The sequence below is a fragment of the Streptomyces sp. BE20 genome (genome assembly GCF_036322525.1).
Classification (GTDB): Bacteria; Actinomycetota; Actinomycetes; order Streptomycetales; family Streptomycetaceae; genus Kitasatospora.
In genome coordinates, this window is sequence record NZ_JAQYWW010000794.1 from 1 (window position 1) to 12066 (window position 12066).

Annotated in this window: 11 protein-coding genes, 1 tRNA gene and 1 pseudogene; 7 read left to right on the forward strand and 6 right to left on the reverse strand. The window is 73.1% G+C overall.

Going from position 1 to position 12066, the window contains the following annotated elements:
* Nucleotides 1-154, reverse strand: a pseudogene (locus tag PUR61_RS16950) (ABC transporter ATP-binding protein); the annotation flags it as partial.
* 405 nt (nt 155-559) lie between these two features.
* Here PUR61_RS16950 and PUR61_RS16955 point away from each other — a divergent pair.
* The 3 genes from PUR61_RS16955 to PUR61_RS16965 all read left to right on the forward strand — a co-directional run bounded on the left by PUR61_RS16955 (nt 560) and on the right by PUR61_RS16965 (nt 2207).
* Nucleotides 560-641 (forward strand) — tRNA-Leu (locus PUR61_RS16955).
* A 153-nt stretch (nt 642-794) separates the two neighbouring features.
* Nucleotides 795-1703 (forward strand): Bax inhibitor-1/YccA family protein, encoded by a 909-nt coding sequence (locus PUR61_RS16960; RefSeq protein ID WP_329879687.1) that lies wholly within the window; start codon nt 795-797, stop codon nt 1701-1703.
* A gap of 126 nt (nt 1704-1829) precedes the next feature.
* A complete protein-coding gene (locus PUR61_RS16965; RefSeq protein WP_329879688.1) occupies nt 1830-2207 on the forward strand; it encodes a hypothetical protein in 378 nt (125 codons plus the stop codon).
* 164 nt (nt 2208-2371) lie between these two features.
* Here the strand turns inward: PUR61_RS16965 and PUR61_RS16970 are convergent, their stop codons facing one another.
* The 3 genes from PUR61_RS16970 to PUR61_RS16980 all read right to left on the reverse strand — a co-directional run bounded on the left by PUR61_RS16970 (nt 2372) and on the right by PUR61_RS16980 (nt 6135).
* Nucleotides 2372-3325, reverse strand: coding sequence for a hypothetical protein (locus tag PUR61_RS16970; RefSeq protein ID WP_329879689.1), 954 nt, complete (start codon nt 3323-3325; stop codon nt 2372-2374).
* A 292-nt stretch (nt 3326-3617) separates the two neighbouring features.
* Nucleotides 3618-4835, reverse strand: coding sequence for an acetyl-CoA C-acetyltransferase (locus PUR61_RS16975; protein ID WP_329879690.1), 1218 nt, complete (start codon nt 4833-4835; stop codon nt 3618-3620).
* Nucleotides 4836-4947: 112 nt separating this feature from the next.
* Nucleotides 4948-6135 (reverse strand): SGNH/GDSL hydrolase family protein, encoded by a 1188-nt coding sequence (locus PUR61_RS16980; RefSeq protein ID WP_329879691.1) that lies wholly within the window; start codon nt 6133-6135, stop codon nt 4948-4950.
* A gap of 374 nt (nt 6136-6509) precedes the next feature.
* Between PUR61_RS16980 and PUR61_RS16985 the strand changes: the two genes are divergently transcribed.
* The 4 genes from PUR61_RS16985 to PUR61_RS17000 all read left to right on the forward strand — a co-directional run bounded on the left by PUR61_RS16985 (nt 6510) and on the right by PUR61_RS17000 (nt 10832).
* Nucleotides 6510-7913, forward strand: coding sequence for a cystathionine beta-synthase (locus PUR61_RS16985; protein ID WP_329879692.1), 1404 nt, complete (start codon nt 6510-6512; stop codon nt 7911-7913).
* Nucleotides 7914-8323: 410 nt separating this feature from the next.
* Nucleotides 8324-8662 carry a hypothetical protein gene (locus PUR61_RS16990; RefSeq protein ID WP_329879693.1) on the forward strand — a complete coding sequence of 113 codons (339 nt, stop codon included), beginning with the start codon at nt 8324-8326 and terminating at the stop codon, nt 8660-8662.
* A 195-nt stretch (nt 8663-8857) separates the two neighbouring features.
* Complete coding sequence (locus PUR61_RS16995; protein WP_329879694.1) at nt 8858-10207, forward strand: L,D-transpeptidase; 1350 nt, start codon at nt 8858-8860, stop codon at nt 10205-10207.
* Between the two features lie 130 nt (nt 10208-10337).
* Complete coding sequence (locus tag PUR61_RS17000) at nt 10338-10832, forward strand: DUF1203 domain-containing protein (RefSeq protein ID WP_329879695.1); 495 nt, start codon at nt 10338-10340, stop codon at nt 10830-10832.
* Between the two features lie 27 nt (nt 10833-10859).
* Here the strand turns inward: PUR61_RS17000 and PUR61_RS17005 are convergent, their stop codons facing one another.
* On the reverse strand, nt 10860-11228 hold the full coding sequence (locus PUR61_RS17005) for a cupin domain-containing protein (RefSeq protein WP_329879696.1): 369 nt from the start codon (nt 11226-11228) through the stop codon (nt 10860-10862).
* A 118-nt stretch (nt 11229-11346) separates the two neighbouring features.
* Complete coding sequence (msrA, locus tag PUR61_RS17010) at nt 11347-12015, reverse strand: peptide-methionine (S)-S-oxide reductase MsrA (protein ID WP_329879697.1); 669 nt, start codon at nt 12013-12015, stop codon at nt 11347-11349.
* Between the last annotated feature and the right edge of the window lie 51 nt (nt 12016-12066).

A 12066-nucleotide genomic window follows, 5' to 3' on the forward strand; every position in this document is an offset into this window, starting at 1 on the left:
CCATGATGGCGGTGAACTCGCCCTGCGGGAAGGTGACGCTGACGTTGTCGAGGGCGACGACGCGGGTCTCGCCCTCCCCGTAGACCTTGTTGAGGCCGGTGGCGCGGGCGGCCGCCCGGCCGGTGCGGACGGCGGTTGCGGTCGACGTGGTCACGGGGTGCTCCTTGGGGTGGCGGGCAGGACGGGCCCGGACGGCGCCGGGGAAGTCGTTGGCCGGCCGGGCCCCTTCCGGGGGTGTCCAGCCGTACCTCCATGCTCGGCCACGTGATCATGGTTTCTCGTCGCTCCGCCGGACGGTTGGCCTGACCACCGCTGGGCGTACGCCCAGCTGACGCCCTCCTCCTGCGGTATGACACCGACCCTGACCGGAGGGCCGGTGGCCGGATCGCACGCCCTTGGTGGCCAAATCACGAACTGTTCGTCAGATGGCAAGGAAACATGACAACTTCCCTGGCTCGGAACATGCGAAAGGGGAGGCCGGGATACTAGGCTCAGGGGTGGCCCGTACGGGGGCGGAGCGCTGCTCTCCGGTCCGCAGGCGAGGCCGGGTCCGCAGGACGCCCGGATGGTGGAACGCAGACACGGGCAGCTTAAAACTGCTTGGCCGTGAGGCCGTGCCGGTTCGAGTCCGGCTCCGGGCACCGACCGACTCGCGGGGACGCCGACCGGCGTCCCCGCCGGACGTCCCCCGCCGCACGTTCCCGCCGGATCCTCCTCGCGGCGGATGTTGGTTTTTTTGCCAAGCCATTACCCTTGTGACGGGCGGTGCAGTACCGCCACGGAGGGAATGAGCAATGAGAAGCAGCAACCCGGTCTTCTCGCGGGAAGGGTCCTTCACCCGCGAGTCCGGCTACGCGGGTTTCGGGACGACCCAGACCCCGTCGGCCGGGGGCCCGTCCGCCACCAACCCGTACGGCAACAACCCGTACGGGAACAACCCGTACGCCGGCAGCCCCTACGCGCAGCAGCCGCAGGGCCAGGCGCCGCTGACCGACGACCAGCTGGTCGAGATGTACCGGGCTCCGTCGGCCGGTCCGCTGGCGACGGGCCGGATGACGCTCGACGACGTGGTCGCGCGCACCGCGATGACGCTGCTCACCCTGGTCGCCGGTGGCGGCCTGGCCTGGTTCCTCCTGCCGGACCGCAACTACGGCCTCGCCATCGGCGCCGGTCTGGTCGCCTTCGTGGTCGGCATGGTGGTCTCGTTCAAGCGGAGCGTCAGCCCGCCGCTGATCCTCACCTACGCGGCCCTGGAGGGCTTCGCGCTCGGTGCGATCACCAAGATGCTCAATGCCGCCCTGCCGGGCATCGCGATCCAGGCGGTCCTGGGCACCGCGGCGGTCTTCGCCGCGATGCTGATCGCCTACAAGACCGGCCGGATCCGGGTCACCCCGCGCTACACGCGGATCGGCATCGCGATCGCGATGGGCTTCGTTCTGCTGCTGATGATCAACATGGTCGCGTCGATGTTCGGCGCGGACATGGGCCTGCGCTCCGGCCCGCTGGGCATCGCGGTCGGCCTGATCGGGATCGCCCTCGGCGCCTTCTTCCTCTCGCTGGACTTCGCCGCCATCGAGGAGGCCATCGCGCAGGGCGCGCCGCAGAAGGAGTCCTGGCGGGCCGCCTTCGGGCTCACCCTCTCGCTGGTCTGGATCTACATCGAGATGCTGCGGCTCATCGCGATCCTGCGCGGCGACGACTAGCCGCCGGTCCTCGCGGACGCCTCTCGCGCCTCGTGCGCACACGGCCGCCGGGCCCCGGAGCACTCGCTCCGGGGCCCGGCGGCTTTCGCGTACGGGCGCTCGCGGGCCGCGCCGTATGCTCGCGGCATGTCCGATGAGAAGACCCTGGCCGAGGCGGTCGACGCCCTGGCGGACCGGTTCCGTTCGATGCCGCAGAGCCGGCTGCACGGTGTGGTCCCCGGCCACGCGTCGCGGGCGGCGGCCGCGCTGGCCCTGGCCCGGTGGCTGGCCGCGGCGGCGCGGGCGGTCGAGGGCGGGCCGGTGCGGGAACTCCCGGAGGCCGGGGCGTTCGCGGTCGGCGACCAGCTCGCGGTGACCGGGCACGACCTGGTGGCGGCACTGGCCGGGTTGCCCGGGGACGACGGGGTGGCGCTGCCGGCGGAGCTCGGCGGGCCGTCGACGGTCGCGGCGGTCCGGGCCGAGGCATCGGCCCGGGTGGCGCGGGCGGCCGCGCTCTGCCACTGAGCGGGGCGGGCGAGTGCTCCGCTCAGAGCTCACCGGAACTCACCGGGAACGTCACCGGGAGTCTGCCGGGCCGGGCCCTCGTCCGGGCCCTCGCCGGCCCCGGACACGCCGAAGGCCGGCCGGGTCGGTAACCCCTTGACCCGGCCGGCCTTCCCGCCGCTGCGTCAGATGCTGGCCACCACCCGGTCGGCGAGCACGTACACGGCGTCCTCGTCGGTGGAGAAGGTCAGGGAGTAGGAGCCGGAGAACCGGGAGCCGCCGAGCAGCCGGACGTTCTCACCGGCCCGTACGGCGTCGATCAGCCGGTACGCGGCCTCGCGGTCGCCCGGGGCCACGCAGAGCGTGGTGCCGTCGGCGAAGGCGTAGACGTCCAGGGTGCCGAGCGGGCCGGGGCGGACGTCGACCAGGGCGGTGCCCTCCTCGGCGAGCGCGGTCAGCCGGGTGTCGGTCCACTCGCGGGACGGTGCCTGGCTGGGCACGAAGTCGGGGTGCGAGGGGTGGCGGCGCGGGTCGGGGGCGGCCACCGGGGCCTCCTCGACGGCCGAGCCGGCGTCCAGCAGCCCGGCCTCCAGCCCGGTGGCCAGCAGGTCGGCCTCGCGCCGGGCCCGGGCGTCCCCGGCGGTCTCGCCGGCCGGGCCACCGGCCGGGTGGCCGGGGCGCAGCGGGCTGCCGCCCTCGGTGACGGGATCGGCCGGGTGGGCGCCGCCCTCGTTGATCAGGTCCTCCAGGGCGGAGCGCAGCGCCTCGCCGAACTCCGGGTCCATGGTGCCGGCGTTGTCGGCGGCCTCCTGCGGCCCGGTCGGCCGGGGGAAGAAGAGCGGCCACTCCTCGGTGCTGCTGAGGACACCGGCGAAGGGGGAGTCGAACAGCGGCGCGTCCTCGGCCGCGCGGGCCTCCTGCTCGGCCCAGAACGCCCGGGCCTCGGTGATCTCCCGCTCGCGGTCGGCGGCCAGTGCCTCGGCGACGGCCCGGCGTATCGCGGTCTCGTCGACCGCGGCGGGGTGGTCGGCGGCCGCGGCCTGCGCGTCCAGACGGCGGGAGATTCCCCGGAGGTGGAACAGGACGGTGGTCGACAGGGCGATCGGGATCAGCAGCAGGATGGCGTAGACGACGCTCACGGAACGTACTCCTAGGGAGGAGTGGAACGGGGTTACGTCTCCACATTGCCGCATACGGCCGTGTTACCGCAGGGGTGAATGTCCAATTTGTCAGTGACTTTCCTCCTTGTCCCCAAATTGTTAGGTAACACCGTTCTACGCTGCGGAGTTGATCCGCTCCGCACTGTCGATTTTCGGCCCGGAAATGAATGAATCGAGGGCCGGATCGACCTTTCGGTGTGATCCGGCCCTCAATTACGCAGCGTCACTCCAAACGGGTGGTCTGGACCCTTGGGGGTTGACGCCGGAGCGGTCAGCTGAGCCGCTCGACGACCATCGCCATGCCCTGGCCGCCACCGACGCACATGGTCTCCAGGCCGAACTGCTTGTCGTGCCACTGCAGGGAGTTGATCAGGGTGGTGGTGATCCGGGCGCCCGTCATGCCGAAGGGGTGGCCGACCGCGATGGCGCCGCCGTTGACGTTCAGCCGGTCCAGGTCGACGCCGAGGTCGCGGTAGGACGGGATGACCTGGGCGGCGAAGGCCTCGTTGATCTCGACCAGGTCGATGTCGCCGATGGTCAGGCCGGCCCGCCTGAGGGCCTGCTTCGAGGCCTCGACCGGGCCGTAGCCCATGATCTCGGGGGAGAGCGCGCTGACCCCGGTGGAGACCACCCGGGCGAGCGGGGTGATGCCCAGCTCGCGGGCCTTGGTGTCGGACATGATGACCAGCGCCGCGGCGCCGTCGTTCAGCGGGCAGCAGTTACCGGCGGTCACGGTGCCGTCGGGGCGGAACACCGGCTTGAGGCCCGAGACGCCCTCCAGCGTGACGCCGGCGCGCGGGCCGTCGTCCGCGGAGACGACGGTGCCGTCGGGCAGCGTCACGGGGGTGATCTCGCGCTCCCAGAAGCCGGCCCGGATGGCGGCCTCGGCGAGGTTCTGCGAGCGGACGCCGAACTCGTCCTGCTCGGCGCGGGTGATGCCCTTGAGCGCGGCCAGGTTCTCGGCGGTCTGGCCCATGGCGAGGTAGGCGTCCGGCAGCAGGCCGTCCTCGCGCGGGTCGTGCCACTCGCCGCCGCCCTGCGCCGCGCGCTCGGCGGTGCGGGCCTGGGCCTCGTCGAAGAGCGGGTTCGTGGTGCCGGGCAGGTCCGAGGTGCCGTTCACGCTGCGCGAGACGGTCTCCACGCCGGCCGAGAGGAAGACGTCGCCCTCGCCGGCCCTGATCGCGTGCAGCGCCATCCGCGTGGTCTGCAGCGAGGACGAGCAGTAACGGGTGACGGTGGTGCCGGGCAGGTAGTCCATGCCCATCTGCACGGCCACGATGCGGGCCAGGTTGTGCCCCTGCTCGCCGCCGGGCAGGCCGCAGCCGAGCATCAGGTCGTCGATCTCGCGGGGGTCGAGCTGGGGCACCTTGGCGAGTGCGGCGCCGATGACGTGCGCGGTCAGGTCGTCGGGGCGGACGTCCTTGAGGGAGCCCTTGAAGGCCCGGCCGATCGGCGAACGGGCGGCGCTGACGATGACGGCTTCGGGCATGGCGGGCTCCTCGCTGGGTGACCTTCGGCTACGGGTGCCCGGGGCGGCCCCGGGCCGGGTGGGCGCGGGCCGGACGACGGACGCCCGGGTAGGAAAGTTACCGCCTGGTAGGTCAGGCGTCACCCGCCCCGGCGTGTGAGCTGGCCGACGTGTTCCCGTCCTCCGCGGCCTGCGCCGGGGCGGCCTGCGCGGGTGCGTGCGCAGGGCCCTGCGCCGGACCGTCCTCCGCGGCCTGCGCCGGGCCCTGCCCGGGCCCCCGTGCGGGGGCGGGCCCGGCGGTCCGCCCGGGGTCCGAGACCGCCCAGGAGCCGGGAAGGCCGATCCGCAGCCGGTTCCGCAGCAGCGCCCAGCGCCGGACCGCGCCCTCGGTGCCGACCGCCGCCACCTCGGTGCCGGACCGTCCGGCCGCTGCCGCCGCGGCCACCGCCACCGGCAGCACCGTCTCGCCCGGCACCCGGCCGGCCGGCCGCTCCTCCTCCGGCCAGAGGCCCAGCGCGGCGCAGACGGAGGGCAGCACGGCCATCGCGGCCGTCGCGTACCCCTGGGCCGACGGGTGGTAGCGGTCGGCGGCGAACATCTCGGGGCGGGCGGCGAACTCCGGCCCGAGCAGCGAGCCCAGCGAGACCGTCCGGCCGTCGGCCTCCACCACGGCGATGGTCTGCGCGGCGGCCAGTTGGCGGCTGAGCCGGCGGGCCACCCAGCGCAGCGGCGGGTGGACCGGCTTGATCGTGCCGAGATCCGGGCAGGTCCCGACCACCACCTCGCAGCCGGTCGCCCGCAGCGCCGCGACCGTCTCGCCGAGCTGGCGCACCGCGAGCTGGGCCGGGCTGTGCCGGGTCACGTCGTTGGCCCCGACCATGATCACGGCGATGTCCGGGCGGTGCGGCAGGGCCAGGTCCAGCTGGCCGGCCAGGTCGGCGGACCGGCCGCCGGAGAACGCCACGTTGACCAGCCGGACCGGGCGCTCGGCCACCGAGGCCAGGCCCGCGGCGAGCAGCGCGCCCGGGGTGTCCCGGGCCCGCAGCACGCCGAGGCCGGCGGCGGTGGAGTCCCCGAGGAAGGCCAGCACCAGAGGGGGCCGCGAACCGGCCGAGGCATCGGCGAACGCCTCGCCGTAGACGCCGTCGGCCCGGGGCGGATCGCCCTCCAGGACGCCGATGGCCTGGACGGCGAGCTTGCTCTCGGTCAGCAGCAGGCCGACGAGGCCCACGCCCAGCAGGCCGAGCCCGCCTCCGCCGTACGCCGCCGCGGTGGCGATCCGGCGCGCCACCCGGGCCCGCGACTCGTGTGCCCCTGGCATCCGGTACCCCCTTCGCGTCCTCGTGCCGCCCCGACGGGGCCGTTGCCGATGCGTGTACACCCCTCCTACCCGGGTTGGCGCCGGGCTACGACGGGGGTGGGCCGTTCGTGGCACCGGGAGCGGGGCGGGGAGGCCGGGCCGGGGCCGGCTTCCGGCCGGTCCCCGGACCGGAACGGCGCGGCGGGGGCGCCGCCCGGACCGCGCGGGAGCCGGTCCGGGCGGCGCCCGGTGCGCGGGTGCGGAAGAGGGGCGGGACGCCCCCGGTGTGGCCGGGGTGCAGGGCGGGGAGGAAGGGGCGGGCCGGGGTCGATGGCACGGCCTAGGCTTTGCAGTACCGAAAAGCACTCGCATGCCCACAGACCGGGAGGACCCCCGTGCGGTACCACAACTCGATCATCGACCTGGTCGGCAACACGCCACTGGTCAAGCTGAACAAGGTCACCGAGGGGATCAGCGCGACCGTGCTCGCGAAGGTCGAGTACTTCAACCCCGGAGGCTCGGTGAAGGACCGGATCGCGATGCGCATGATCGAGGCCGCCGAAGCCTCGGGCGCCCTGAAGCCCGGCGGCACCATCGTCGAGCCGACCTCCGGCAACACCGGCGTCGGCCTGGCGATCGTGGCCCAGCAGAAGGGCTACCGGTGCATCTTCGTCTGTCCGGACAAGGTGTCCACCGACAAGATCAACACCCTGCGCGCGTACGGCGCCGAGGTGGTCGTCTGTCCGACCGCCGTCGCCCCCGAGCACCCGGACTCCTACTACAACGTGTCCGACCGCCTGGTCCGCGAGACCCCCAACGCCTGGAAGCCGGACCAGTACTCCAACCCGGACAACCCGGCCTCGCACTACCACTCCACCGGTCCGGAGCTCTGGGAGCAGACCGACGGGAAGATCACCCACTTCGTGGCCGGCGTCGGCACCGGCGGCACGATCTCGGGCACCGGCAACTACCTGAAGGAGGCGTCCGGCGGCAAGGTCAAGGTGGTCGGCGCCGACCCGGAGGGTTCGGTCTACTCCGGCGGCACCGGCCGTCCGTACCTGGTCGAGGGCGTCGGTGAGGACTTCTGGCCGACCGCCTACGACCGGGGTGTCGCCGACGAGATCGTCGCGGTCTCCGACAAGGACTCCTTCCAGATGACCCGCCGCCTCGCCAAGGAGGAGGGCCTGCTGGTCGGCGGTTCCTGCGGCATGGCGGTCGTCGCCGCGCTGGAGGTCGCCAAGAAGCTGGGCCCGGACGACGTGGTCGTCGTGCTGCTGCCGGACGGCGGCCGCGGCTACCTGTCGAAGATCTTCAATGACGACTGGATGGCCGACTACGGCTTCCTGCCGTCCGCCACCGACGAGGCGCACATCGGCGAGGTGCTGGCCCGCAAGGACGCCATCGAGCACGAGGGCATCCCGCAGTTCGTCCACATGCACCCCAGCGAGACCGTCGCCGAGGCGGTCCGGGTGCTCCGCGAGTACGGCGTCTCGCAGATGCCGGTGGTCTCGCCGGGGGCCGGCCACCCGGACATCATGGCCGGCGAGGTGATCGGCTCGGTGGCGGAGAAGCTGCTCCTGGAGGGCGTCTTCGCGAACGAGATCCAGCTGAGCGACACGCTGGACAAGGTGATGTCCAAGCCGCTGCCGGTGGTCGGCTCGGGCGAGACCGTCACCAACCTGATGTCGGTGCTGGAGAAGGCCGACGCCGCGGTGGTGCTGGTGGAGGGCAAGCCGCAGGGCATCGTCACCCGCCAGGACCTGCTCGGATTCCTGGCCGGCAGCCGCGCCGGGCACTGAGGCCCGGTCAGCCGCCCTCCCCGACCGGACGGCTGAGGTTCCGTTTCCGGGCGAACTGGTACACCCGCGTCACCTGCGCGCAGCACGCGCTTAACAACGCTGCGCCATCGTTGTGGTCAACGGCAAGACGCCGAGTGAGGCGACGACGACGGTCCGGGAGCGGCTCCCCGGCGGCGCCGATCGTCTCCGGGCACGACGGCCGGCCCTGACCCGGCCGGCGGTGTCCTTGCCCGCGGGAGACGCCGTCGTCCCGCCCCTGCCCGGCTCCGGCCGGACCGCAGGGTGCGGCGGCTCCCGCGGCAACCGCGCCGCTTGGCGCGTCTCCGCGACTCCCGGGTGGGGGAGTCCGGCGGAGGCGGCAGGGCCGGTCCCTCTCCGGAGGGGCCGGCCCTTCCCGTAATCTCGCACGCATGACCAGCACTGACACGACCGGCCAGGACGCTCCCCGCTACGTCCGGCTCAACATCGAGCTCATCGCCGAGATCACCGACGAGGGGGCGCTGAAGGCGGCGGCCCTGCAGCAGGTGGCGGTGGACGAGTACCTCGACGACGACGAGCGCGCGCAGTCCGTCGAGGCCATCGAGGTGGACCCGTCGGGTTCGCTCGCCCACTTCATCGACCCGGTGGCGCTGCTCGGCGACGTTCCGGGCGTCGAGCTCGCCTCGGCGACCTGGGAGTCCGCGAAGACCGACTTCGATCCCGAGGGCGACGAGTGGGACGAGTACACCGTGGAGGAGCCCGCCGAGTAGGGCCCGCCCAGTAGGGCCTGTCCGTCACGGCCCGTGATCGCCCGGTCTGCCCCTCGCAGGCCGGGCGTTTTGTCCATATTTGGCGGTAAGTTTCGTCATCTCGTACGATCGCTACCCGTTGGTGATGGAACCGTGAACGCATGGATTGCGTTTCTCTATCCGTAATGCCCGGATGATGATCAGGGAGTGGGCGACGTGGCGGCAGGGGACGGTCAGGGCCGGTCGGCCGGAGGCAGCTGGAGCCGGCGCGGTGTGCTGGCCGGTCTCATCGGGGCCCCGGTCCTGCTGTTGGCGGCCTGCAACGACACCAAGGGCGGTGAGAGCGGGGCCGGAGGCAGCGGCGGTCCTGGCACGGGCAGCGGCACCGGCAGCGGCAGTAGCAGCAGCACGGGTGGCACGGCCACCGGCACCACGGACGCGGGTACGGGCGGCGGCCAGGCGACGCCCAGCGCCACCAGCACGCCGAAGACCTCGGTCGCCGTGATCACCGTCACGCCCGCCGACGGCGCCGCCTCGGCCAGCTTCAGCGACCCGGTCAAGGTCACCGTCGCGAACGGCACCCTCACCGCCGTCAAGGTCACCGACTCCACCGGCAAGGCCCTGGCCGGCCAGCTCTCCGCCGACGGCACCGGCTGGACCTCGGCCGCCGCGCCGGCCAGCGGCACCAAGTACACCGTGACCGCCGCCGCCACCGACAAGGACAAGCTGGAGGCCGACGCCAACGCCGTCTTCACCACGGCGACCCCGGCCAACACCTTCGTCGGCTACTTCACCCCCGAGGACGGCTCGGTCGTCGGCGTCGGCATGCCCGTCTCGATCAACTTCAGCAAGCCGGTCACCGACCGCAAGACCGTCCAGCAGGCGATCACCGTCATAGCCGAGCCGGGCGTCGAGATCGTCGGGCACTGGTTCTCCAGCACCCGCCTCGACTTCCGGCCGCAGCAGTACTGGGCCAAGGGCACCAAGGTGACCGTCAAGCTCAGGCTCAAGGACGTCCAGGGCGCCAAGGGCGTCTACGGCACCCAGTCCAAGGACGTCCGCTTCACCGTCGGCCGGGCGCAGACCAGCGTCGCCGACCTCGCCACCAAGAAGCTCACCGTCACCACCGACGGCCAGGTCAGCGCCGTCTACGCGATCTCCGGCGGCTCGCCCGAGTTCCGCACCTGGGGCGGCAAGATGGTGATCACCGAGCAGTACCAGCAGACCCGGATGAACTCGCAGACCGTCGGCCTCGGCAGCGAGTACGACATCCCGGACGTGCCGCACGCCCAGCGGCTCAGCACCTCCGGCACCTTCATCCACGGCAACTACTGGTCGTCGCCGTCGATCTTCGGCAGCCAGAACACCAGCCACGGCTGCATCGGCCTGCGGGACGTCAAGGGCGGGCAGGACCAAGGCGCCGACGGCGCCAGGTTCTTCAAGAGCTCGATGATCGGCGACGTCGTCGAGGTCGTGAACTCCGGCGACAAGACCGTGGTGCCGTCCAACGGCCTCAACGGCTGGAACATGGACTGGGCCGACTGGAAGGCCGCCAGCGCCGTCTGACCACCGCCGCAGGCCCGTCACGGGCCCCTCCGCAGGCCCCGGCCCGGGCGGGCCGGACCTCCCGGCGCCGCCGAACGCGACGACCGAAACCCGCCGGACCCGGCGCGGCCCCGGCGGCAGGGTGGACGGCATGACGACAACCACCACGCCCGCCCTGGCCGTCCGCCCGATCGACCCGGGCGTCCACCGCTCCCTGCTGGTCCGCGACGACGCGGGCCGCCCGCCGGTCCGGTCCGTCGACGAGACCGGCGGCGCCCCGCTGCGCTGCTGCCTGAGCAAGGGCCTGCCGGGGGACCGGATCGCCCTGGTCTCCTACGCGCCGCTGCGCCGCTGGGCCGCCGAGACGGGGGCCGAACCGGGCCCGTACGACGAGGTCGGTCCGGTCTTCGTGCACGACGGGCCGTGCGCGGGCGTCGGCGGGGACGGCTGGCCGACCGGGTTCCACGGCAGCGAGCGGGTGCTGCGCGCGTACGACCGGCGCGGGCACATCCTGGGCGGCGTGCCGGTCGTCCCGGAGACCGCCGAGGCGGGCGCGGCGGCCCTGCTCGCCGATCCGGAGGTGGCCGTGGTGCACGTCCGCGCGCTGCACTTCGGGTGCTTCATGCACGAGGTCCGGCGGGCCTGACCCGCGTCCGGGGGCGCGGCAGGCTTCTCAGCCGCGCTTGGCGTAGTCGCCGAAGCCCTGCCAGTCCAGGATGACCGCCGGCTCGTCGCCCACCACCCAGGCGTCGTGGCCGGGCGGGCAGATCATGAAGTCGCCGGGGCCGAACTCGGCCTCCTCGCCGTCGTCCATGGCGATCGCCATCCGGCCGGAGACGACGTAGCCGACGTGGGCGGCCTGACAGCTGTCGGTCTGCGCGATGGGCCTGATGTGCTTCGACCACTGCCAGCCGGGCTCGAACACCCCCCGTCCGACGGCACCGCCGTCCAGGTTGACCAGGCGCACCTCTCCCTTGCCGCCCTCGAACGGGCGGACTTCCTCGGGATCGGTGTCGAAGCTTCTGCGCATGAGGCCGGCCATGAGGGGCTCCTCGGAGACGAGGCGGCCCCGCCACCAGGAGGGGTGGCGGGGCCGCCCTACTGGTCCTTCCAGTCTGCGCCCGCCGGGAGGCGGCGGAAAGCCGGAGGGACCCGGCGGCTCAGCCCTCGGTGGTCCGGGCCACGCCGATGGGGCAGCTGGCACCGGTGCCGCCGAGGCCGCAGTAGCCGTTCGGGTTCTTGGTGTCCGACAGGTACTGCTGGTGGTACGGCTCGGCGGGGTAGAACGGGCCGGCCGGGGCGATCTCGGTGGTCACCGGGCCGAGGCCGAGCGCGGTGAGCTCCGGCTGGAAGGCGTCCCGGGTGGCGACCACGGACGCCGCCTGGGCGGGGGAGTGGGTGTAGACCGCGGACCGGTACTGGGTGCCGACGTCGTTGCCCTGGCGGTTGCCCTGGGTCGGGTCGTGCGACTCCCAGAAGGTCTTCAGCAGCTGCTCGTAGGAGATCACCGCGGGGTCGAACACCACCCGGACCGCCTCGGTGTGCCCGGTCAGGCCGCTGCACACCTCCTCGTACGTCGGGTTCGGGGTGTGGCCGCCCTGGTAGCCGACCAGCGTCGTCCAGACGCCCGGCAGGCGCCAGAACGTGCGCTCGGCGCCCCAGAAGCAGCCCAGCCCGAAGTCGGCCACCTCCAGCCCCGCGGGGTACGGGCCGGTCAGCGGGTGGCCGAGCACGGTGTGCGGCTCGCCGAGGGTGAAGGCCGGGGCCTCCCGGCCGGGGAGCGCCTGGTCGGCGGGGACGAGCGAGGTCTTGTGGCGGTTGAACAGCACGGCCTGCTCCAGCGGGTCGGGAAGGGTTGCGGACGTTCCAACGCGGACGGG

Coding starts and splice junctions, on each gene's coding strand:
- PUR61_RS16960 (WP_329879687.1), top strand. CDS start 795: ATGAGAAGCAGCAACCCGGTCTTCTCGCGGGAAGGGTCCTTCACCCGC.
- PUR61_RS16965 (WP_329879688.1), top strand. CDS start 1,830: ATGTCCGATGAGAAGACCCTGGCCGAGGCGGTCGACGCCCTGGCGGAC.
- PUR61_RS16975 (WP_329879690.1), bottom strand. CDS start 4,835: ATGCCCGAAGCCGTCATCGTCAGCGCCGCCCGTTCGCCGATCGGCCGG.
- PUR61_RS16980 (WP_329879691.1), bottom strand. CDS start 6,135: ATGCCAGGGGCACACGAGTCGCGGGCCCGGGTGGCGCGCCGGATCGCC.
- PUR61_RS16990 (WP_329879693.1), top strand. CDS start 8,324: ATGACCAGCACTGACACGACCGGCCAGGACGCTCCCCGCTACGTCCGG.
- PUR61_RS17000 (WP_329879695.1), top strand. CDS start 10,338: ATGACGACAACCACCACGCCCGCCCTGGCCGTCCGCCCGATCGACCCG.
- PUR61_RS17005 (WP_329879696.1), bottom strand. CDS start 11,228: ATGGCCGGCCTCATGCGCAGAAGCTTCGACACCGATCCCGAGGAAGTC.